A 23,082-nucleotide genomic window follows, 5' to 3' on the forward strand; every position below is an offset into this window, starting at 1 on the left:
GTTAATACCTACTATAAAGGAGGGATACTGACAACATTATGTCAGTAGTGAAATTAAAGTTTTAACATTTTTTTTGCTTCATCACGGATTTTCTCAGAAAGAATTTTTGGCTCAAGTACTTGCACTTGGCTTCCCCAGCTGAATACCCATTGAAACACTTCGTCTATGTTTCTTGATTTCAAAAAGACGTGAAAATTGTTATCTCTATGTTCATATGAATCTATAAAAAAATATCGTGATTCAATAATTTTATGTGCAATATGAGATGGAAACAATAAATGGATTGTAACAGTACGATTGCTTTCAGGCTTATAGTTTTGTAAAGAAAAGTCCTTCGGTTTTGTGAAAAATTCTTGTTCTTGCTGTAACATATCCATACGATCTAAGCGGAAATTGCGTATTTGTTTTCGAAGTAAACAGTGGGCAACGATGTACCAAATTCCTGAAATATTGACTAAGCCGTAAGGATGAACGGTCCGCTTTATTTTTGTAGCTTCTCTCGGTTTTCGATAAGAAAAAGAGATAGCTTGTTCTTTTTGAATAGATTCTTGCAATAGGAGAAGTTGATTTTCTAGGTTTTCTTGTTCAGATTGCTGATGTGAAAATATAGGAGAAAGGAAGCGAAAAGTTCCTCGTAATTCCCGGGCTTTCTTTTGTTGATCAGCAGGGAGAACAATTTCAAGTTTCTCTTTTGCTGATCGTGCATGTACAGAAAAAGAAGAAGTGAAAGTTTTCTCGATATAATCACCGCCTAATAAAAGAGTAACAGCCTCTTCAGGCGTAAGCTGAATGGGTGGTAAGAAATAACCATCCATTAATGAATAGCCGTAGCCAGGCATTGAATAAATAGGAACACCCGATTCGTTAAGTGCATCCATATCTCGATAAATAGTTCTTATACTAGTTTCGAATTTTTTAGCCAAGCTTTGTGCTGTAACAGTTTGTCTTCTTTGTAATTCAATTAATATAGCTAATAAACGATCTGTCCGATTCATGGAATATCACCTTCAAATTTTTATAAATATACCTACTGTAAACTTCTAAAAGCAGTATGTTTTCCCCTCCCATTAACAGACTTTTACCTATGTATAATATTAATATAGTAAAATCATAACAACCGATATTGCAGTTTCCAATAATATACTATATAATCAATTTAAGAAAACGTTTTCATGCAAAGGGGGAGAATTTCGTGTCGACTATAGAGGACGTGGCGAAATTAGCGGGGTTATCAAGGACAACGGTTTCTAGGGTGATTAATAATCATCCATATGTTTCAGATGAGAAGAAAAAAAGGGTTCAATTAGCAATGAAGCATTTAGGCTTCGTTCCTAATTCTGCGGCGAGAAGGCTTCGTAAACAAAAAACGGAAACAATTGCGGTGCTCGTTCCAAGGATTACAAATCCTTTCTTCAGTAGATTTATCGAAGCAATCGAGATTGCTGCTTCTGAACATAAATATAAACTGATTATTTGTCAAACAAGATATTTACCGGAAAAAGAGATGGAGTATTTACAATTATTATCTACGAAACAAGTAGATGGGATTATTCTATGTTCACTAGAAAATCCGTGGGAAGATGTAGAGCCATACTTACAGCACGGTCCAATCGTGTTGTGTAATGAATATATTGAGGAAGCAAATATTCCAACAGTGAAGTTTGATCATGCGCAAGGAGCATACATAGCTGCGAAGCATGTGTTAGATCAAGGATATCGTAATCTTATTTTTTGCCGTGGTAACGAAACCAAAGTCGTTAGCCAGCAGCGAAAAATGGGCTTTTTACGTGCAATAACTGAGAAGAGCCGCCAAGTAGAAGCGATTGACTTTCTTGAAAACGCTTTCTCTTGGGGAGATGGAAAACGAATATTCCATGAAGTATTAAAGGACAAAAAAAATCCTACCGCGATTTTGGCAGGAGGCGATGAGGTAGCAGCTGGAATTATCTCAGAGGCGAAACGCCATAACTGGAGCATTCCAGATGATCTCGCTGTTATCGGTTTTGATAATCAAATATTATCGCAGATTACAGAACCAGGTATTACGACAATTGAACAGCCAATTGATGAAATGGCCCGAAAAGTTGTCGACCTAATGATGGATAAAATTCATACGAAAAATTATCGAAAAAAAGAATTGTATGAGTTTGAACTGGAGCTCTTGGTGAAAGGTTCAACGATGAAGGATAAGATGTTATTAGCCTAGTAGACTATGTCTGCTAGGTTTTTTTCTGTTCACAAACTACTATTCTTCGTGAACGCAATCGTCACATTTGTTATGGTATGCTTCGTGCTGCTCATCAATTTCTTTCCCGCAGTGTGCACAAGTTTTCGTCGGTAAATTTCTGAAAAACTCCATTGGTTGATCGATCATGTCAATCCCTCCATTTCCATTTCTTACTATCATTGTATTAGTACAAAAAATAAAAGTCAACAACTGTTTTATAACAAAATTGAAAATTAATGAAAAAGTTTAGGAAATGGATTATAGTTAACAATGTAGGATGTAAGTAAAACATGCATTTCTACTCGGTTTTAGAAAGGATGGATACATATGAAAATGACTGTTGTCGGCTTTTGGGGCGGCTTTCCAGAAGCGGGAGAAGCAACGTCGGGGTATTTGTTTGAACACGATGGTTTTCGTTTACTTGTAGACTGTGGTAGTGGTGTACTAGCACAGCTTCAAAAATATATAACACCATCTCATATAGATGCAGTTGTACTGTCGCACTATCATCACGATCATGTTGCAGACATTGGGGTATTGCAATATGCGAGATTAATTACGAGCGCGACGAAGGGACAACTACCAGAACTACCAATATACGGTCATACGTTTGATGAGAATGGTTTCCATTCTTTAACACATGAACCGCATACGAAAGGAATCGCGTACAATCCAGAAGAAACACTTCAAATTGGACCGTTCTCGATTTCATTCTTAAAAACTGTTCATCCTGTTACATGCTTTGCGATGCGTATTACAGCTGGAGATGATGCTGTAGTATACAGCGCTGATTCAAGTTATATTCCTGAATTCATTCCATTCACAAAAGATGCTGATCTTTTCATTTGTGAGTGTAATATGTATGCACATCAAGAGGCTGCAAAAGCAGGGCATATGAATAGTACAGAAGTAGCAAGTATTGCAAAAGATGCGAATGTAAAAGAACTTTTATTAACGCACTTACCGCATACAGGCAACCCATCTGATTTAGTAACAGAAGCAAAACAAATTTTCAGTGGTCACATTACGCTAGCGCATAGTGGCTACGTATGGAACTCATGAGGTGATACGATGTTATTTATTGATAATAAAGGAATTACAGATCCTAGAATAAACTTAGCGATTGAAGAATATTGTGTGAAAAATTTAGATATTAACGAAACATATTTACTGTTTTACATTAATGAGCCTTCGATTATCATTGGTAAAAACCAAAACACAGTAGAAGAAATTAATGCAGATTACGTAAAAGAAAAAGGTATTCATGTCGTTCGTCGTCTATCAGGCGGAGGCGCAGTATATCATGATTTAGGAAACTTAAACTTCAGTTTTATTACGAAAGATGATGGAGACAGTTTCAGTAACTTCAAAAAATTCACAGAGCCTGTAACGAAAGCGCTTAGTAAATTAGGTGTAAATGCAGAACTAAGTGGTCGTAACGACATTTTAGCTGAAGGTAGAAAAATTTCAGGTAACGCGCAGTTCTCAACGAAAGGTCGTATGTTCAGTCACGGTACGTTACTATTTGATTCTGAAATCGATCACGTCGTATCAGCGTTAAAAGTCAAAATGGATAAGATTCAATCAAAAGGAATTAAGTCAATCCGTAGCCGCGTTGCGAACATTACAGAGTTCTTAAACGAAAAAATGACGACAGAGGAGTTTAGACAACTTCTTCTAGAAACAATTTTCGAAGGAGAAACAGAAATCCCAACGTATGAATTAACAGAAAATGATTGGAAAGAGATCCACAAACTTTCTGAAGAACGTTACCAAAATTGGGATTGGAACTACGGAAAATCACCGAAGTTCAACTTACAACATTCACACCGCTTCCCAGTTGGACAAGTTGATGTTCGTCTTGAAGTGAAAAAAGGAACAGTAACAGAATGTAAAATTTACGGCGACTTCTTCGGTTCACTAGATGTTCATGATATCGAAGAGCGTCTAACAGGCGTTCAGTTCGATAAAGATGCATTCACTGCAGCTTTAGAAGGCGTAGATATCGCACGCTACTTCGGTAACATTACAACTGAAGATTTCTTACATTTATTCTTCTAAAAATGAGGGAGGCTGCCATAACGGGCAGCCTCTTTCTTTTTGCGTAGATTGTCAGGTTTTGTCGGTAAGTCGATATAACTGAAAAATCGCCGATATAAATCGAGCTGCGCTGATATAACTGAAAAATCGCTCATATAATTTCATTTACCGCAAAACATAAAATCACAGGACATCTGCCTCTTATAAAGGAATATATATATGAAAAGGAGGCGGATCGAAATGAAAAGAGTAATGTACGTTGTATTATTGCTCAGCTTCGTCATTGGAATGACAGCGTGTAACAGTGGATTGCCCTCAAGTCGTACAATTTTGTCTATCGGAAAACCGGCTGAGGATAATGTTATATATTTTACGCATACAGATAACAAACGAAAGATACATGATATACAAGACATGTTTCAAAATAAGAAGTGGAAAAGAAATGAAACATTCAGCACTGTTAATAAAACGCCAGATGTCGTCTTATCAATAGATGAAAACAACAAAGGGTTACCGACGTTATATGTTACGGTGTATTTTCATGAAGATGGAGCGGACGCTCTTAACTTGCACGGCGAGCATACGACGTTAAATAAAGAGGAACTTAATAAACTTAGAGAAAAGATGAATGCATATTATCCTAAAATGATTTCTGGTCTAGTTTCATAAATTACTTACAAATAAAATCCCCTTATTCTTCCAAAGTAAACTAAGAGTAGGTGGTCTGTCTATATGCAGTTAATAGAATATCACTTGCCACTTTAATTTTCTTTTAATATAATTAATTTAGAATTTTTAAATATTCTAAATTTTATAAAGGTGGGGTTTTTGTGAATCTCGTTCAATCTTTGGCTGAAACGGCAAAAAAGAAGGGGGATAAACCGGCTTATATATTTATGGATCAGTCGGTCTCATATGACCAATTAAACAAAATGGTCACAAGGTTTTCTGGCAATTTAGCAGAAATGGGCATTGGAAAAGGGGACAATGTCGCATTAGTTGTTGGGAACTCACCACATTTTTTGGTCGGTTTATACGGAACAATGAAAGCCGGAGCAACTGTTATTCCAGTTAATCCAATTTATACAGCAGACGAAATGCATTATATTTTACAAAATGGAGATGTAAAAACAATCATCGTACTCGACGTCCTTCTACCTGTTATACAATCTCTTACAACAAGACTTCCTTCATTAGAAAACATCATCATATGCGAAACCTCATCAGATTTTAACCATACAGAAACCGAAAAAATGAAAACGTTTACTAGTTTTGTGGGGACTGGAGATACAACTTACGAAGGTCCTGAACTAGATGAAGAAGATGTAGCGGTTATCCTATACACTTCGGGCACAACTGGAAAACCGAAAGGCGCTATGTTAACACATAAAAATTTATATAGTAATGCGAGCGATGTGGCTTCGTATTTACAATATACGGCTGATGACCGCGTTGTTGCGGCACTGCCTATGTTCCATGTATTCTGTTTAACAGTTGCGGTAAATGCACCGATTGTGAACGGGGCAACGATTTTAATGTTACCGAAATTTAGTCCGAAAGAAGTATTCCGTATTTGTCGTACGTACGAACCAACGATCTTTGCTGGCGTACCTACGATGTACAATTATTTATATTTATTTGAAGAAGCAAGCGCAGAAGATGTGAAGACGCTTCGTCTTTGTATTTCCGGTGGCGCATCGATGCCTGTTGCTCTTCTACAAAACTTTGAAAAACGTTTTAACGTTATTGTTTCAGAAGGATACGGTTTATCAGAAGCATCACCAGTTACTTGTTTCAATCCGCTAGATCGTCCTCGTAAACCAGGGTCGATTGGCACAAATATTTGGCATGTAGAAAATAAAATTGTAAATGAACTTGGGGAAGAAGTACCTGTCGGCGCAGTCGGCGAATTAATCGTTCGCGGACCTAACGTTATGAAAGGATACTATAATGCACCAGAAGATACAGCTGCGACATTGAAAGACGGCTGGCTATATACAGGTGACTTGGCGAAAATGGATGAAGAAGGTTACTTCTATATCGTTGATCGTAAAAAAGATATCGTCTTAGTTGGCGGTTATAACGTATACCCTCGTGAAGTAGAAGAAGTATTATATACGCACGAATCAGTAGCGGAAGTTGTCGTAATCGGTGTTCCTGATGAAAACTTAGGAGAAGCTGTGCGAGCGTACGTCGTTTTGAAGCAAGCAAACGTAACAGAAGAAGAACTAATGCATTACTGTACGTTACATTTAGCGAAATATAAAGTGCCGAAAAGCATTGAGTTTTTAATAGAATTACCGAAGAATACGACGGGTAAGTTGTTAAGAAGAGCATTGAGAGAGAAAGCGATGCAAGTGTAAAAATGAGGCAACCATCTTTGAAGGTGGTTGCCTCATTTTTTTGTGCATTGATTAAGCTGTGGTGCCATATATTTAAAGCTTCATATGACCAACAAGGAGGAGATATACATAGAACAGAAGGGATTAACGCTTACGGCGAGTGCAATATCTTATTTGTGAAATTATGGATGAACTCTGAAAATGATAAGAACGGTAATTTTAATCAAAATGGAGTAATGAACCGTGAATCAATGGCTACGGTGTTAGTAAATGCATATAAATTAGAATGGAATGAAAATAGTAAGTTACCAAAAGAATTTGCTGATTTGAAAAATCATTGGGCTCGAAGTATGCCAATATTTTAGTTTAGCAAGAAAATTTAAAATCCAAGTTGACACATATGAATTACAGAATTAAAATGAAAAGAAATCGAATACAATACATTAGAAGCTAATCAGATAAACTGAAGGCGCACAATGTTCACATTTGTGAATATATTGTGTGCCTTTTTCTATTGTATAAACTAAGGGGGCTTAACGATGAAAAAGTGGGGTAAGGCAGCGTTTATGAAAAGTACAGGTGTTTTATTATCAGCAGTTGTACTTTTATCAGGGTGTGGTTCGGCAACATCCACTAGTAATTCTGAAGGAAGTGGGGATAAAAAAACAGTTGAGCTTTTAAATGTTTCTTATGATCCAACTAGGGAGTTATATCAAGATTTTAATAAAGATTTTGCGAAGTATTGGAAAGAGAAGCACGGGCAAACAGTAAATGTAAAACAATCACACGGGGGATCTGGAAGTCAGGCGCGTTCTGTTATTGATGGCTTAGAAGCAGACGTTGTTACACTAGCACTTGCTTATGATATTGATGCCATTAGTAAGAAAAAACAACTAGCAGAAGATTGGCAGAAGCGACTTGCGAATAATTCCACTCCATACACGTCAACAATTGTATTTCTTGTTCGAAAAGGAAACCCGAAAGGAATTAAAGACTGGGATGATTTAACGAAAAAAGGTGTGTCTGTCATTACACCAAATCCAAAAACATCAGGCGGAGCACGTTGGAACTATTTAGCGGCGTGGGGATACGCATTGAAAAAATATAATAATAGTGAAGATAAGGCGAAAGAGTTTGTTAGCCAAATTTATAAAAACGTAGAAGTATTAGATTCAGGAGCACGCGGAGCAACGACAACATTTGTTGAAAAAGGAATTGGTGACGTATTAATCGCATGGGAAAATGAAGCGTTATTATCTCAAAAAGAGCTTGGAAAAGATAAATTTGAAATTGTAACCCCTTCTATTAGTGTACTTGCAGAACCACCAGTAGCGGTTGTAGATAAAGTCGTTGATAAAAAAGGAACGAAAAAAGTAGCAGAAAAATATGCATCCCAATTTCCGAAAGTTCAATTATTTACAGTAGATGAACTATTTGGTGGTTGGAAAAAAGCACAAGAAAAACACTTTAATGACGGCGGCGTATTCGATAAAATTTATCAAAAATAATGCACTGCTAAAGGGGGAAGAGGTGAAAGAGGATGAGGAAGAAGCGTGTTTTACCAGGGTTTGGATTATCGCTTGGATTTACAATGTTGTACATGAGTTTATTCGTACTTATACCACTTTCTATCGTATTTATTCAAACTTCACAGTTAGGTTGGAAGAAGTTCGCTGGGGTTATAACGAACGAGCGTGTGTTGCATTCCTATCAAATTAGTTTTACAACTTCATTGGTAGCGGCTATTGTAAATGCCATTTTCGGTTTATTAATAGCTTGGGTGCTCGTACGCTACAAATTTCCAGGGAAACGACTATTAGATGGACTCATTGATTTACCGTTTGCACTTCCGACAGCTGTAGCTGGTATTACACTTACAACGCTTTATGCGGAAAATGGATGGATTGGGAAAATATTTGGTCTGTTGCATATAAAAGTAGCTTTTACACCACTCGGAATTATCGTTGCGCTTACTTTTATCGGTTTACCATTTGTCGTTCGAATGGTGCAACCAGTGCTGCAAAATATTGATAAAGAAGTAGAAGAGGCGGCTTCGAGTTTAGGTGCATCCCGCTTGCAAATATTTGTGAAAATCATTTTACCAGAGATCTTTCCCGCTCTTCTTGCAGGTTTTTCACTCGCATTTGCAAGAGCATTAGGAGAATACGGATCTGTCGTTTTCATCGCAGGTAATATGCCGATGAAAACAGAAATTGCGCCACTGATGATTATGACGAAACTAGAACAATATGATTATGCGGGGGCAACAGCTGTAGCGACCGTGATGCTTATTATTTCTCTCCTTTTCCTTCTTCTTATTAATATGATTCAAAGCTGGAGTAGAAGGCATGAACTAAAAAGTGAATAGGAGGAGAGAAAATGGAACCAACATTATTAGAAAAGAAAATAGTAAAAAGCGTATCAGCTAAAAAAGAATCTAAGCTTGTACCAGGCATATTAATTACGATTACAGTTTTATTTTTATCTCTCTTTCTATTACTGCCACTCATAACTATTTTTCTAAAAGCCTTTGAAAGAGGGATGGATGTATACATTGCCGCTATTACAGATCAAGAAGCATTTTCAGCAATTAGATTAACGCTTCTCGTTGCGTTAATCGTTGTGCCGCTTAATACGATATTTGGGGTAGCGGCCGCATGGCTTATTACAAAGTTTCAGTTTAAAGGAAAACAAGTATTACTCTCTCTTATTGAACTGCCGTTTGCTGTGTCACCAGTTATCGCAGGATTAGTATTCGTTTTACTTTTCACACCGAGGGGTGCTCTTGGCGAATGGTTACTTGAACATGGAGTGAAACTCATTTTCTCTGTACCAGGCATTATTATCGCAACAATCTTTGTAACCTTCCCGTTCGTTGCACGTGAATTAATTCCGATTATGCAGGCGCAAGGGAAAAGTGAAGAAGAGGCAGCTTTATCACTTGGCGCAAGTGGCTGGAAAATGTTTTGGCGCGTTACGATTCCAAATATAAAATGGGGTCTTTTGTACGGCATGATTCTATGTAATGCCCGTGCTATCGGTGAGTTCGGAGCCGTTTCTGTCGTATCAGGTCACGTGCGTGGCATTACGAACACGATGCCGCTTCATATTGAAATTTTGTACAATGAATATCAATTTTCAGCAGCATTTGCAGTAGCGACGTTAATGTCATTAATTGCAGTGTTTACACTCGTTATAAAAAACTGGATTGAATGGCGAATGGAAAAACGACAATAAGAGGGGGATTACGGTGAGTATTCAAATTCAAGGTGTATCAAAGCAATATGGTACATTTCAAGCACTAACAGACATTCATTTGGATATTCCAAAAGGTGAACTTGTTGCCTTATTAGGCCCGTCAGGTTCTGGGAAAACGACGTTATTACGCATTATTGCAGGATTAGAAGAAGCGGATGGAGGCTCTGTTTCATTTGATGGAGAAGATTTAACAGACATTCACGTGAAAAACAGGCAAGTCGGTTTCGTCTTTCAGCACTATGCGCTCTTTAAACATATGAATGTATTTGAGAATGTCGCTTTCGGTTTAAAAGTAAGAAAGAAAAGCTTAAGACCGTCAGCAGAAGCGATAGAAGAAAAAGTAATAGAATTATTAAAGCTCGTAAAAATGGACGGCTTTGCTAAACGTTATCCAGCGCAATTATCTGGTGGACAACGTCAACGTATTGCACTAGCCCGGGCACTTGCAGTCGAACCGAAAATTTTATTACTCGATGAACCGTTCGGTGCACTTGATGCAAAAGTGAGAAAAGAATTACGAAGATGGCTCCGGAAATTACATGACGAATTTCAAATTACGAGCGTATTCGTAACGCATGATCAGGAGGAAGCATTAGACGTTGCAGACCGCATCGTTGTAATGAATGAAGGCTGCATTGAACAAATGGGAACACCGGAAGAAGTATATGAAAACCCAGCAAGTCCGTTTGTATATGACTTTTTAGGAAATGTAAATTTATTTCACGGCCGCGTTCATAAAGGAAAGCTAAATGTAGGGTTGGTCGAACTAGAAGCACCAGAGCATAAGCACGTTTCCAACGTAGACGGAATAGCCTACGTAAGGCCGCATGACTTATCAATCTCTCGTACGAAACAAAGCGTAGATGCAATCCCGGCCAAAGTATCATACTCTCACGCAGTTGGACCTGTCGTATATGTAGAATTAAAACGAGATGGAACAGATGAGTACTTAGAAGCAGAAATAAGTAAAGAACAGTTCAAGCATCTCAGCATTCAAGCGGGTGATTTCGTATACGTACAGCCGAAAGAAGTGAAAGTGTTTATTCCGGAGGATTTTGTGATTTAAATAAAAACCGAACCGTCATCTAAGTGGCGGTTCGGTTTTCTTTATTTTTTCTCTACCAATTTTTTATTCTTCCAATCTAGTGTGAACAATTTATTAAATGTTTTTTGATCAACGTCTTTTACGTTGTTTCCAACCCAGTTTGCAGTTCCGAATGTGAAGCCTGGACGAAGTTGGTAATCATCGGCGTGTTTTGTATAAGCGACTTGTAAGTTAGATTGATCTGTATTTTTTTCAGAGATAACAACAGCAATCATACCAGGAGAGAAACCGCTATTTGTTAATGCTGGAAGTTGATCCATCGGTATTAAATTACCTTTTGCATCAGATTCATATAGGTATGTGCGAGAGTACATGAAAAGTTGGTTTCCATATAAAGAATGATAGGAGTCACGTGTGTAAATACCCCAGTTTTGATTGTTATATCCGTTAAAGAATACGTTCCACTTTACGTTTTTGTTTGTTTGGTCAATTAAATTTGTTTTATAACTAGTTTGTTTATAGCTTACAGAGTCAGACCAAGTGACTTGACCAGTTGCACCAGCTTCACCGCTAGGGCCATTAGGCGTTACAGAAGCTTTAACAGAGCCACCAAGTTGATAAGATACGCTAGATGTTACAGTCGTTTCTTCTACAGCATTTGTAGGTGCTACGTTAAAGAAACGAGCGCTGTTATCTTGAAGGTTAAATGCAACATCATATTGTGAAGGATAACGTAATGTTGCACTAGCGCCAGGGATTAGGTAGTTATCAATAGGTGCATCACTTATAGTAGGATTTGCTTTTAGAAAACTACCAGTTGTATTAATAACGGCAATCTGTTTATCAGCGCTTGGGTCATCGATAAAAGTTACCTTTAAAGACATTGTCATATTATCAGTTTGATCATTATTAAATGTATTATAGCTCGTATGTGTTTTTGCATTTTGCCCGATATCTGTTACAACTTGTGACGTCGTTTGAGCGTAAGCAGCAGGTGTTGAAAGAGTTAAAGCGCTACTAGCAAAAACAGCGGATAATGCTAAACATTTTAAATATGTTTTAGAACGTTTCATACAATCACTTCCTTTTATCTTTGTCGATATATGTCGTATTACATTTATATCGTAACATGAAAATAAAACGGAATGGATGGTTATGCATAATTGCATAGATGAGTTTTGAAGGATAGAGATAATAGCATTTTATCAATCCTTATTAAGGAAATTGATGCGGTTTTATTTTATCCCCCTATTTGCTGGGTAGTATGACCCCCACCTCAAAATGCAGCGAAAGCAAAGAAGTTAGGTGGGGGGATGAATAAATCCCCACTGATTAAAGTTTCATTTCATATATTCCTCCTAATCAACTCTCCAACTTGCGTCGCAATAAACGCAACATCACTATCAATTTCATCCAACACGTAAGACTCTAAAATGCCCATTACAGCTGTTCCTAAAAATTTTAAGACGATATGTTTATCGATGTTTTTATTTACTGATGTGTCTGTATTTAATTTTTTCTCTATTTCACCCATGATGAAAGTTAGTAATTTTTTTTGAAATGATAAGGTGCTGTTACTTCTAAATAGTGCCGCAAAAAATGGTTTGTGTTCTTTGAAGTATTCAAACCATATGATTGTTCCTTCTATAAATTCTTTGTTTTGCTTCTCGTAGCATATTTCTTTTAATTGGTCTAAATGGTCGTCCACAATTTTATCTAATAAATTGTACTTATCTAGATAGTGTAAGTAAAACGTTTTTCTTCCGATGTTTGCTTTTTCAGTAATGTTTTTAACTGTAATTTCATCAAATCCATCTGTAATTAACATTTCTATAAATGCCGATTGAATGGCGTTTTGTGATTTTATAATTCTTCTATCGATTTTCTCCATATTGTGTTCCTCCGTTGTTGATACACATATTTCTTTATGTGTGTATTATCACCCAAATGTGTAAATGTGGTCATTGAAACAAGGTTCTACTCATTTTATTATAAATATACACATGAGTAATAATTCTCACAAGTGTAAAATTAATAATAAGATAAGGGTGGTTTTATATATGGCAGTTACGAAGGAAAATATAAGATTTTATGCAAGAGGTTTACAAGTTGCAGGTATTTTGAACATTTCCGAAGGTGCTGAGGAAAAGAAACAAAATCCAGCGATTGTTTGTGTGCATCCAGGTAGTAGCTGTAAAGATCAGACAGCAGGATTGTATGCCGAGAAGTTAGCGGAACAAGGATATGTCACGCTTGCGTTTGATGCGTCATATCAAGGTGAAAGTGAAGGTACACCGAGATATATTGAAGAGCCAGCTGTGCGAGGTGAGGATATTCGCTCAGCAGTCGATTATTTAACTACTCTTCCTTATATAGATGAAGAACGTATCGGTGTCTTAGGGGTTTGTGCAGGCGGTGGTTATGCGGTAAATGCTGCGATGACAGAGCGCCGCATTAAAGCGGTTGGTACAGTTGTTGGTGCAAATATCGGTCGTTTAAATCGTGAGTCTAACCCGATTGGTGTGTTAGAGGCAATTGGTAAACAACGTACTGCTGAAGCACGCGGAGCAGAGAAAATGATTACAAATTGGATTCCTAAAAATCAGGAAGAGTTAGCGGCAGCAGGTATGACGGATATAGATATTGTAGAAGCAGTTGAGTATTACACAACGCCGCGAGGTCAAAGTGTGAACTCGCCAAATAAGTTAAACTTTACGAGTATGGGATCGGTAATTGGTTTTGATGCGTTCCATTTAGCAGATACGTTATTAACGCAGCCGCTGCAAATTATTGTCGGCAGTAAGCAAGGTGCATTTGGTTCTTATAAAGATGGTCATGAGCTTTATGAGAAAGCAGCTTCAGAGAAAAAGGATTTATTTGTTGTGGAAGGTGCGAGTCATTACGATTTATACGACCAACCAGAACCAGTAAGAATTGCAGTTAAAAAATTAACAAGTTTTTATAAAGAGCATTTGTAAAAACAATGTTGATATAAATGGTGCCTATAGTTGTTAGATACAAGTCTAACAACTATAGGTTTTTACTATGATGAGCGAAGCGCTTAATATTTACGTTATAAGTGCATAACAAGTTATAATAAAAGAAATCAATAAGGAGGCTGGCTGTGAAGAATCTTCGTTATCTCAATATATTTACCATATTAATTATATACACACTACTTATGTTTTACATCGGCTGGAACGGATGGGTTTGGCTTCATGCGGTATTTGGCTGGGAATCTTGGGGATATTATGCTTTCATAGTCGCATTTATTTCATATGCGTACATTCTCGTGCAAGTGTTTAAGTTTCTGCCATTTCTGCGAACGATAGGTTCGATTTGGTTTGCGGTCATACAATATGCGCTTATGTTGTTGCCATTAGCTGATATTATGGTCTTTCTTTTACAGTTTTCAGTAGAGAAAGAAGCGGCAATTATTTGGACAGGGGCGGCTGTGATAGTTGCATTTATCTTTATCTTTGCGTATGGAGTATTTAATGCGTATAGTCCGGTAGTAAGAAAGTACGAGGTGCACATACCGAAAAAGGTAGAGGGGCGTAAAAGTTTACGCATTGCGATGGCTTCTGATATGCATTTCGGTAAACTGTCTGGCGTTTCGCATTTAAAAAGACTTGTTCGTCATGTAAATGAGATGGAACCTGATATTATTTTACTGCCAGGTGATATTATCGATGATCATCCAGGTGTGTTCATTCAAAAGAATATGGGACCAATCATGAAACAAATGAAAGCTCCATTAGGCGTATATGGCGTTTTAGGAAACCATGAATATTACGGCAGAGCAGTTCCAGAGTTTTTACAAGAGATGGATAAGATTGATATTCGTATTCTTTTAGATGAAGTAATTACAATTGAAGATGACTTTTATCTCATTGGAAGAAGAGATAAAACAGAGCGAGATCGCCAAAGCTTTGAACAATTAATGAGTACGGTAGATAAATCGATGCCTGTTATCGCAATGGATCACCAGCCATTTGAATTGAAACAAGCAGCAGCGGCAGGTGTAGATTTATTATTATCCGGTCATACGCACCGCGGACAAATGGCGCCCAATCATATTGTAACGAGAAGAATGTACGAGCTAGACTGGGGATACGCACAAAAAGGTGCGTTCCACGCAATTGTTTCTTCTGGATTTGGATTTTGGGGACCCCCGCTTAGACTTGGTAGTAGGTCGGAGATTGTGCAGGTAGAAGTTACGTTTGAATAGGGGTTATGAAATAGAGAGTTGATGGCTCTCTATTTTTTTTAATAAAAACAAATAAAAATAAATATTTATGTTGGTGCTAATTTCATAAAAGAGATACGATTATAAGACTCGATTAAAATAAAGGGGGATTGTAAGTGATCATATCAGATGTACTATACGGAGAATTTGAAGTGGATCAAGTAGTAGAAGAATTAATTTCAAGTAAGTCTATGCAAAGACTAAAGGGAATTCATCAAAATGGCGCAAGTTACTTAGTGAACGAGAAATGGAATGTAACGCGCTTTGATCATTCAGTTGGTGTTATGTTATTAGTTAAAAAACTAGGTGGTTCAGTAGAAGAACAGATCGCTAGTTTACTGCATGACGTATCGCATACTGCCTTTTCCCACGTGATTGATTACGTTTTTGATAATGAAGATGAAAGTTATCATGAAGAGATATTTAGTTCTGTTGTGAAAAACTCAGAAATTCCAGCGATCCTTGCGAAGCATGGTTATAACTATGAAGATATTTTATTAGATGATTCGAAGTGGACATTACTGGAAAGGTCAGCGCCCGAATTATGTGCAGATCGAGTGGATTATACGTTACGAGATATGTATACATACGGATATATTTCTTTAGAAGAGGTTCATAGATTTTTAGAGGATATTATCGCAGTAGAGGGGAAAATGGTCCTTCAAAGTATCGAAATGGCAGAGTGGTTTACAGAAACGTATTACAAAGAAGTAATCGATTTCTTTATGAAACCAATGAATATTTACGGAAATGATATGTTAGTGAAAACGTTAAAGTTAGCTCTTCATAAAAAGGTTATTCATGCAGATGATTTCCTTCTTGAAGATGAGGAGCTTATTTCGAAATTGCAGCAATGTAATGATTCAGAAGTCCATGCTTTATTAAGAAAAGTTCATCCCAATGTAAAAGTAAAAGAAGATAGAGACGATTACGATTTGTATCAGAAAAATAAAGTCCGTCTTATTGATCCTCCGTTACTTCGTGAAGGTGAAGTTATTCCAGCATCTGTTGTGTCAGAAAACATAAGACAGATGAGTGATATTGCTTATGAAAAAGCGGTGAGAGGGATGTATGTGAAAGTGATTTCGAATTAAAAAAGAAGTAGCGCATCGTTTTTAGAGCGCTACTTCTTTTTTATTAATGATCAAACCAATTCCAAATCTCAATATCTCCAAGAGTCGCATAACGTACGTGCGGGGAGTTTTGTAATTTTAATAACTCTTTCGACGGGCCAGTAATGACAATGCCGTATACTTTTACGCCATTCTCTTTTACATATTCATAACGTTTATCTAAGTTTAGTTCTTTCTCAGAAAGCGCTGCTATTTTGCTTACCGTTTTTTTATGGATAGAAAGGACGCGCATCATTTCGGTTACTTTGTCTTCTTGCGTTTTCTGCCCGTCAGTTTCATTATCGAGGAATCTTACATGTTCTGGAAACCCTATAGCTTCTCCGCCATGTAGGATATAGTCATCTACATTTTTTCTTTCTTGTCCTGTATCTAAAGCGTACCATAAAGGAGTTGGAGGGAGTTCTTGTGCCTCGAATGTGCTATATAAAAGCGGTTCTAATTCTTTTAAAGTGTAAGCTTTATCAAAAGAAATTGCTACTTCTGCAACGGTTCCATCATGTACTTTTGCAAGTGTATCCCATACTTTTTTTGATGAATCCTTTAAATAATCACCCTGCTCTGTTTTTGGATGAACAAAGAAGAGTTTTGGTTGATAGAACGGATTCATCCAAGTTCGCTTCGTAACATCTACAGATGATAAGAAGCTTTTTGTTTCTATTGTACCGAGGGGCATTTCTTTTTTACCGACGGTTCGTACTAAATCAAATTGGCTATTCGTACGGAAAAAAGCTTCTACACTTGTTCCGCCTCCCATAACACGGCTATTTGGGATCGTTGCTTCAAGTGCAAGCGAAGGAACCTCTCTAATTTCTTCTAGCCTTTTATCATTATTAGCTTGAAAATAAAAGGCTGATAATACCCCGCCGATTATATAGATAACGATGCAAATTGATAATATAAAACCAAACGTTTGTAAACGATGTTTCCACTTAATTCTCCAAAAAGGAATTTTAAGATTTTTTGGAGGTAACTTTTTCTTAATTGGTTCTGTTTTTGTTAACAGCTCATCTAAGTAAGCTTCACACTCTTCACATGACTCAATATGACTTTCTAACAGTTCTTGTTCATCATGCGTGAGCGTTCCATTTTCATACTTCTTCCATAGTTTTTTAAATTCTGTACAACCCATCCGTATCACTCCTTTATGCTTTTCGTGTCTTTCCGTCCCCTGTGTAATTCAATTTTCACTTTCGCTAATGAGAGACCAGTCATTTCTGCTATTTCCTTATAGGAGAATCCATAGTAATCTCGTAGTAGTAGGAAATTTCGTCTTTCGAGCGGAAGAGCGTATAAACTGTCTAACCAACTAGCAATCTCATGTTTTACGAAATATTCATGTTCTGTACTTGGCACGTTTGGTAAATGGAATTCTTCCACTGTAGTTGTTTTATACTTTTTTTCTTTTCGATACCAATCGATAAAGGCATTGTAGGCAATTGTAAATAACCACGGCCTAATTTCTTCTCCTTTATAATAGTCAATATGGACGAGCATTCGGTAAAATGTTTCTTGCATGAGATCTTCCGCATAGTGGGAATCTCCGGTTAGGGAGAGAAGATAGCGAAATAAATCTTGCATATGCTCTGAGTAAATTTCTTCTAATGATTGTTTGCGTTTCACTACATTTCCCTCCCTTCATATATAACAACGAAATACATATAAAAAAGTTACAATTTTTTATGGAATTATAGTAAAAAACGTCAAGAATTGGATTGCGTTCTCTTTTATCATAATACATATAAGGCGGGTGAACAGAGATGGAAAGCTATGAAACACAAATTCAAAGGTCAATTGATTATATTGAGGAAGATGTAATGGAAAAACAAACGCTGCGTAATTTAGCGCGGGTTGCGGGTTTTTCTGAGTCTCATTTTCATCGTGTATTTCAGGCGTTAGTAGGTGATACGGTAATGGAGTATGTTCGAAAGAGGAGGTTAGCCCGGGCAGCTTATCAACTTTCTCATACGGATGAAAAAGTTATTGATATCGCGTTTGAACATGGCTTTCAATCTCACGAAACGTTCACGAGAGCCTTTAAAAAATTATTTCAAATGACACCGAGTGAATATCGAAAACAAGAAATCGAAACACCGATGTATTACAGAGTGAATGTAAAGCAAAGAAAATTAAATCCGTATTTAGGAGGCATACAAATGGAATATCGTATTGTAAATAAACCAGAATTTTTAGTGGCGGGTTATGAACTGAAGACGACAAGTAAAGAAGGGAAAAACCATCAAGACATTCCAGCATTTTGGCAAGAATATTTACAAAAAGATCTTGGAACGACAATTCCGAATCGTAAAGATACGAGCCAATGGGTAGAGCTTGGATTATGTACTGATTTTAATTTAGAAACAGGAGACTTCACTTATATTATCGGAATGGAAGTTACAGACTTTGAAAATGTACCAAATGAAATTGCAAAGCGTACTTTCCCGGCAGCAACATATGCAGTATTTACAACGCCGAAAGTTCCTCATGAAGAAATGGTATCGTCTATCCACCAAACTTGGAATGCAGTATTCTCAGAATGGTTTCCGCATTCAGGGTATGAACATTGCGGAGTTACAGAGTTTGAACTGTACGATGAGCGTTGCCACGAAGATAAGAGTGAGTTTGCACAAGTAGAGCTTTGGATACCGGTGAAGAAAAAATAATAGGGTAAGAGCGAATCATTGGGAGATGGTTCGCTTTTTTTATAAGTGGATTGTTAAATTTGTATTGTTTTATCTGTAATACATATGAAAATGGTAAAATAAAATAGCAATTAAATATTGCGGGTGGAAGGTTATGCCCTTTCTTCATTTTGTGAAGAAAGGAGGTGTAATCGTATGGAATTTCTTTTGCAAATTTTGTAGGAAATTACAAAAACTATAGCTAGAGAAGGTATAGTTTTTGGATTTAAGAAATTAACGGCAAAAAAGCGCAAAAAGAAGACCACCCGTCTGCCTGCGAAGCGTGGGAAGTCTTCTAAGCGCAAATAAGCTTTAGTTGCAACCTTCCACCTTGCGGTAATTAGTTGCAGTGACGGGGTGTTGGAAGCACCTCGTCTACTTCATTTTATGCAAAACTTAGTTAGTTTATACTTCTATTTATAGTATAACAGTTTAGAAATGTATTTGTTAATAGTTTTATTTTTACTTTGTATAGTAGGGAAGCATGTTAGTATTGTCGGTTTTTGTCGGTAAGTCGATATATCTAGAAAATCGCTGATATAATTCGAGTTGCGCCGATATAATTTCATATACCGATAAAACACCTCAAAAAAACGATCCACATAATTTCAATTACTGTAAAATCATCCCAGAAAAGAAAAAAGACGCCACATAGCGTCTTTCCTACGAACGAAACGGAAATACAAGAATAATCGTCGTTCCTTTTCCGAGTGCACTATCAACGGAAATTGTTCCGTTATGAGCATGAACGAGCTGTTTTGTAATGGCTAGGCCAAGTCCAGTTCCGATGTTGCTTTCTTCTGTGTTTGTTCCGCGGTAATATCGTTCAAATAGAAGTTCTTTCGTTTTTTCATCCATTCCTTTTCCATCATCTGAAATGGAGAGTGTAAAGGAATTAGCGTTTTGTGATAGTTTTACGATGACAGTAGTTGTTTCATTATTATGTTTTACAGCATTTACGAGTAAGTTTTCGATAATACGCTGGAACCATTTTTCTTCAATGAAATATTGAATTTTATTTGAGCTCGGTACGAATTCAATATTTTGATTTTGGAGTGTTGGATTGTTAATAAATTGCAATAATACTTTTTGAACGAACTGATTGATTTCAACGTTTACGTGTTGGGCAGGAAGGCTGTTATTTTTTAATTGATACGTTAAGCTTAAATCATCAATTAATGTCGTCATATATTGAGATTTCTCTTTCATAACACTACCAAATTGCTGAATATCACGATCAGTCCAGTTATATTGATTCGATTCGAGTAATAATGCGTAGCCATATATAGAGCTAAGTGGTGTTTTTAAGTCGTGTGTTAGACCGGTAATCCATTCTTCTCGTGTTTGCTGGAGGACTTGCCTCATCGCATCATTTTTTTTGAGTGTAATAGAAAGGTGTTCTAGTGAACTTGTTACATCTCTAAACAAACGGAATGACCATTTTTCTTTACCAGATCGCCGGAACCTGACGGGTTTTCCTTTTTTACTAATAGGTTCTTCATACTTTCCACCAGCGATATTTTTAAGCCAGCGCATCGCATGTAATAACGGTTTCCCGAATTTATTACCGTACCAAATAGAAAGAATGACTAAATAAACAAATACGATAAGAAGGATTAATCCGCATCCGATGAGAAACTTCTTAGTAAATACATCTTCAATTTCGTCACCTGGATAGTAGTGCTCATTTTTTGCAGTTACAACGAGAAGGTTGCCACTATTTGCATCGTAAAAGCTAGACGTATTTTCTTTATGATTCCACGGTTCTTTTTCATTAAGGGCGATTTGTATTGCTGAAAATGTTTTTTTCTTTCCAGCTGGATAGGCAAAAACCTCTTCGCCATTTTGATTAAATATTTGAAGTGCTGCTTTTTCTTTAGACAGTAACTGTTTTTCTTGATCTGTTAATGTGAACGAATCCATCGTTAAAGAGGAGTGATCCTTTTGAATTGCTGTCAGTAACGCATTGCTTTTTAACATACCACCATAAATAACAAGTACTTTCTTTTCTTCTAATTCAATTTCCCAATATGTAAATTTATAATTACTTTCGATATGATGTTGTATATATGCGACTAAAGATGTCTTCGTATAAGCATTCGGAACATCATTTGGTGTATTAAAGTGGTAGAGGATTTTTCCGTTTTCATCTACAACTTGGAGCCAATCATTTTTCTCCTTTATTAAATCTTGCACTTCAGATTGTAACGAAATATGCCCATCTTCTGAAGAGATGTATCTTGAAATTGTAAAACTATCAGAATCTGGAATGTTAGGTTCGTATAAAGTACTAGTAAGAAGAAAAATTAAATAAGTAAAAGCAGCAACTACAGCGATAAGTAATGTAACTAAAACAAAAACGTGTTGCATGATAAATTGAATAATAAGTCGTTTATTAAAATTCATATCGTCACCCTACTTTGTAACGAACTTATAACCAAGCCCGCGAACGGTTTTTATATATTCTGGTTTACTTGGATCATGTTCAATTTTTTCACGTAGTTTTCGAATGTGGACCATAACAGTGTTGTCATCGCCATTATAGGCAGGTGCTCCCCAAACTTTTTCGTATATTTCCTCTTTCGAAAATACGTAGTTCGGATTCTCGCAAAAGAAGAGTAGTAGTTGAAAGAGTTGAGCGGAGCATTCGACAATGTGCCCATCTACTGTTAGTTCTGCAGAGTGCTGATCAATTTCAAATCTTCCAAATGAAATCGAGTGTGATTTTTGTTCGTGTGGTACGGTTTGTTTCATATGTCTCCGAAGCTGTGCTTTCATGCGTGCTACTACTTCTAATGGATTAAAGGGTTTCGTAATATAATCATCTGCACCGTATGAAAATCCGGATATTTTATCTAAATCAGATGCTTTTGCTGATAGGAAGAAAATTGGACAATCTGTTTGTTGGCGAATGATTGGACAAATATCAAAACCAGATTGTCCAGGAAGCATTACATCTAAAATAATTAAATCGTAATTGTTTTGCTTAGTTAGAGATAAAGCCATTTCAGCTGATGTTGCAGTTGTAATATGAGAAAAGCCTTCTTTTTCAAGAATGGTAGTTAGTAATTGTAAAATTGCTGTTTCATCATCAACGAGTAAAATATTTGCTTGGTACATAAACATCCCTCCTAATTTTCTCGAATATCATATCATCATTTTGTAACTTATGGAATTTTTAAGGAAATTTTAAGGTTTTCTTTCGCAAAAAATTAAGAATCAAATGATATGATAAAAGTAACATAGGGGAGGAGATGAGTGTGAACCCGTTTCAAGTGATGCGAGCTAGATATTTTTTAATTGTATTTGCACTATTAATTTTAATAGCGAGAAGTAGTGGCGATTTGCTAACAAGTATATTTCATATACAAAATTCTTCTTTTATAAATATCCTTATATTCTATATCCTTCCGATGGTATGGATTTCTTATGAGTATAGAAAGCACCACATTTCATTTTCATTATTTGTTAATAAAAATGAAACATTTAACTTGGTACAAGTTTTATACATTACGGTTATGTTATGCATGTTTAGTTACGGGTATCTTATTTTGTATATGTATAGTTTTGCATGGATTACACCGGACTTTATTATGAACGCCCTGCATGAACCAATTGTAGATAGTACTGGGGGATATGTATCTCAAGTCATTAGGGTCGTATTCATCGCACCAATTATCGGGGAATTTGTTTTTCGCGGATTTTTACTTCAACGTTTTGCAACAAAATGGGGAACGAGCATAGCGACCATCGTTGTAGCAATATTGTTTGCGTTGTTACATGTTGATTTCCTCGGTGCAGCCATATTCAGCATCGTATTGTCAATCGTATATATTCGTACGAAAAGTTTACTCATGCCAATTGCAATACATATGTTAAACAATGCATTTGTAATAGGTGCGTCTTTTCTAATAAGTAGAGAAAAAATTATGAGTTTTGCCGATTTCTCAAGTTATACGACATTCTTTCCTGGACTTATTATTTTTATAACAGGATTAAACTTAGTACTTATCTTTTTATTTGTTAATCGCAAATATTGGAGTAAAGAAGTGCCAGTTATATATGCAGAGCAGAAAAAGAGCTTTTCAGATGTAGTCGGGAGTAAATAAG

The 23,082-nt window shown here is 36.6% G+C and carries 23 protein-coding genes; 15 read left to right on the plus strand and 8 right to left on the minus strand.

What is annotated here, in order from left to right; all coding sequences use genetic code 11:
• Positions 1–53 precede the first annotated feature (53 nt).
• On the minus strand, positions 54–995 hold the full coding sequence (locus ACTFRM_RS01970) for a helix-turn-helix transcriptional regulator (protein ID WP_071739493.1): 942 nt from the start codon (positions 993–995) through the stop codon (positions 54–56).
• A gap of 197 nt (positions 996–1,192) precedes the next feature.
• Here ACTFRM_RS01970 and ACTFRM_RS01975 point away from each other — a divergent pair, with 197 nt between their 5' ends.
• The gene (locus tag ACTFRM_RS01975) at positions 1,193–2,206 is read left to right on the plus strand and encodes a LacI family DNA-binding transcriptional regulator (RefSeq protein WP_000103716.1); all 1,014 of its coding nucleotides are present in this window, start codon (positions 1,193–1,195) and stop codon (positions 2,204–2,206) included.
• A 39-nt stretch (positions 2,207–2,245) separates the two neighbouring features.
• Here ACTFRM_RS01975 and yhfH read toward each other — a convergent pair whose 3' ends face one another.
• Positions 2,246–2,374: a protein YhfH gene (gene yhfH / locus ACTFRM_RS01980; protein ID WP_000567010.1), complete on the minus strand. Its 129-nt coding sequence runs from the start codon at positions 2,372–2,374 to the stop codon at positions 2,246–2,248.
• 180 nt (positions 2,375–2,554) lie between these two features.
• Between yhfH and ACTFRM_RS01985 the strand changes: the two genes are divergently transcribed.
• The 9 genes from ACTFRM_RS01985 (at position 2,555) to ACTFRM_RS02025 (ending at position 10,933) form a co-directional block, all read left to right on the plus strand.
• Complete coding sequence (locus ACTFRM_RS01985; RefSeq protein WP_000784686.1) at positions 2,555–3,289, plus strand: MBL fold metallo-hydrolase; 735 nt, start codon at positions 2,555–2,557, stop codon at positions 3,287–3,289.
• Positions 3,290–3,298: 9 nt separating this feature from the next.
• Positions 3,299–4,288, plus strand: coding sequence for a lipoate--protein ligase (locus tag ACTFRM_RS01990; protein ID WP_000897287.1), 990 nt, complete (start codon positions 3,299–3,301; stop codon positions 4,286–4,288).
• A gap of 219 nt (positions 4,289–4,507) precedes the next feature.
• Positions 4,508–4,936 carry a hypothetical protein gene (locus ACTFRM_RS01995; RefSeq protein WP_000832630.1) on the plus strand — a complete coding sequence of 143 codons (429 nt, stop codon included), beginning with the start codon at positions 4,508–4,510 and terminating at the stop codon, positions 4,934–4,936.
• A 161-nt stretch (positions 4,937–5,097) separates the two neighbouring features.
• Positions 5,098–6,630: a fatty acid--CoA ligase family protein gene (locus ACTFRM_RS02000; RefSeq protein WP_001055150.1), complete on the plus strand. Its 1,533-nt coding sequence runs from the start codon at positions 5,098–5,100 to the stop codon at positions 6,628–6,630.
• 167 nt (positions 6,631–6,797) lie between these two features.
• The gene (locus tag ACTFRM_RS02005) at positions 6,798–6,974 is read left to right on the plus strand and encodes a hypothetical protein (protein ID WP_001986183.1); all 177 of its coding nucleotides are present in this window, start codon (positions 6,798–6,800) and stop codon (positions 6,972–6,974) included.
• Positions 6,975–7,148: 174 nt separating this feature from the next.
• On the plus strand, positions 7,149–8,117 hold the full coding sequence (locus tag ACTFRM_RS02010; protein ID WP_440043078.1) for a sulfate ABC transporter substrate-binding protein: 969 nt from the start codon (positions 7,149–7,151) through the stop codon (positions 8,115–8,117).
• A gap of 32 nt (positions 8,118–8,149) precedes the next feature.
• The gene (cysT, locus tag ACTFRM_RS02015) at positions 8,150–8,977 is read left to right on the plus strand and encodes a sulfate ABC transporter permease subunit CysT (protein WP_001227875.1); all 828 of its coding nucleotides are present in this window, start codon (positions 8,150–8,152) and stop codon (positions 8,975–8,977) included.
• A gap of 11 nt (positions 8,978–8,988) precedes the next feature.
• Complete coding sequence (cysW, locus tag ACTFRM_RS02020) at positions 8,989–9,846, plus strand: sulfate ABC transporter permease subunit CysW (protein ID WP_000433824.1); 858 nt, start codon at positions 8,989–8,991, stop codon at positions 9,844–9,846.
• Positions 9,847–9,859: 13 nt separating this feature from the next.
• Entirely contained in the window at positions 9,860–10,933 is a 1,074-nt protein-coding gene (locus ACTFRM_RS02025) for a sulfate/molybdate ABC transporter ATP-binding protein (RefSeq protein WP_000027099.1), read from the plus strand.
• A gap of 41 nt (positions 10,934–10,974) precedes the next feature.
• Here the strand turns inward: ACTFRM_RS02025 and cytK2 are convergent, their stop codons facing one another.
• Positions 10,975–11,985, minus strand: a complete 1,011-nt coding sequence (gene cytK2 / locus ACTFRM_RS02030; RefSeq protein WP_000830618.1) for a beta-channel forming cytolysin CytK2 — start codon at positions 11,983–11,985, stop codon at positions 10,975–10,977.
• 272 nt (positions 11,986–12,257) lie between these two features.
• Positions 12,258–12,803: a TetR/AcrR family transcriptional regulator gene (locus ACTFRM_RS02035; protein ID WP_000410997.1), complete on the minus strand. Its 546-nt coding sequence runs from the start codon at positions 12,801–12,803 to the stop codon at positions 12,258–12,260.
• Between the two features lie 169 nt (positions 12,804–12,972).
• On the opposite strand from ACTFRM_RS02035, the gene ACTFRM_RS02040 reads away from it, so the two are divergent.
• From ACTFRM_RS02040 to ACTFRM_RS02050, 3 genes are all read left to right on the plus strand, one after another.
• Positions 12,973–13,890 (plus strand): alpha/beta hydrolase, encoded by a 918-nt coding sequence (locus tag ACTFRM_RS02040; RefSeq protein ID WP_000301537.1) that lies wholly within the window; start codon positions 12,973–12,975, stop codon positions 13,888–13,890.
• Between the two features lie 146 nt (positions 13,891–14,036).
• On the plus strand, positions 14,037–15,143 hold the full coding sequence (locus ACTFRM_RS02045) for a metallophosphoesterase (RefSeq protein WP_000793729.1): 1,107 nt from the start codon (positions 14,037–14,039) through the stop codon (positions 15,141–15,143).
• Positions 15,144–15,277: 134 nt separating this feature from the next.
• Positions 15,278–16,255 carry an HD domain-containing protein gene (locus ACTFRM_RS02050; RefSeq protein ID WP_000587076.1) on the plus strand — a complete coding sequence of 326 codons (978 nt, stop codon included), beginning with the start codon at positions 15,278–15,280 and terminating at the stop codon, positions 16,253–16,255.
• A gap of 43 nt (positions 16,256–16,298) precedes the next feature.
• Here ACTFRM_RS02050 and ACTFRM_RS02055 read toward each other — a convergent pair whose 3' ends face one another.
• Both ACTFRM_RS02055 and ACTFRM_RS02060 read right to left on the minus strand, forming a co-directional pair.
• Positions 16,299–17,423: an anti-sigma factor gene (locus tag ACTFRM_RS02055; protein ID WP_000501943.1), complete on the minus strand. Its 1,125-nt coding sequence runs from the start codon at positions 17,421–17,423 to the stop codon at positions 16,299–16,301.
• A gap of 5 nt (positions 17,424–17,428) precedes the next feature.
• Positions 17,429–17,914, minus strand: a complete 486-nt coding sequence (locus ACTFRM_RS02060; RefSeq protein ID WP_000824007.1) for an RNA polymerase sigma factor — start codon at positions 17,912–17,914, stop codon at positions 17,429–17,431.
• 137 nt (positions 17,915–18,051) lie between these two features.
• On the opposite strand from ACTFRM_RS02060, the gene ACTFRM_RS02065 reads away from it, so the two are divergent.
• The gene (locus ACTFRM_RS02065; RefSeq protein WP_000446855.1) at positions 18,052–18,954 is read left to right on the plus strand and encodes an AraC family transcriptional regulator; all 903 of its coding nucleotides are present in this window, start codon (positions 18,052–18,054) and stop codon (positions 18,952–18,954) included.
• A 681-nt stretch (positions 18,955–19,635) separates the two neighbouring features.
• On the opposite strand, the gene ACTFRM_RS02070 is transcribed toward ACTFRM_RS02065, so the two are convergent.
• Both ACTFRM_RS02070 and ACTFRM_RS02075 read right to left on the minus strand, forming a co-directional pair.
• Positions 19,636–21,378, minus strand: a complete 1,743-nt coding sequence (locus ACTFRM_RS02070; protein ID WP_001010450.1) for a sensor histidine kinase — start codon at positions 21,376–21,378, stop codon at positions 19,636–19,638.
• A gap of 9 nt (positions 21,379–21,387) precedes the next feature.
• Positions 21,388–22,092, minus strand: a complete 705-nt coding sequence (locus ACTFRM_RS02075) for a response regulator transcription factor (RefSeq protein ID WP_000283871.1) — start codon at positions 22,090–22,092, stop codon at positions 21,388–21,390.
• A gap of 140 nt (positions 22,093–22,232) precedes the next feature.
• Here ACTFRM_RS02075 and ACTFRM_RS02080 point away from each other — a divergent pair, with 140 nt between their 5' ends.
• A complete protein-coding gene (locus ACTFRM_RS02080; protein WP_001067988.1) occupies positions 22,233–23,081 on the plus strand; it encodes a CPBP family intramembrane glutamic endopeptidase in 849 nt (282 codons plus the stop codon).
• Position 23,082: the final 1 nt, after the last annotated feature.

The sequence above is a fragment of the Bacillus cereus group sp. MYBK227-1 genome (assembly GCF_051916325.1).
Taxonomy (GTDB): domain Bacteria; phylum Bacillota; class Bacilli; order Bacillales; family Bacillaceae_G; genus Bacillus_A; species Bacillus_A cereus.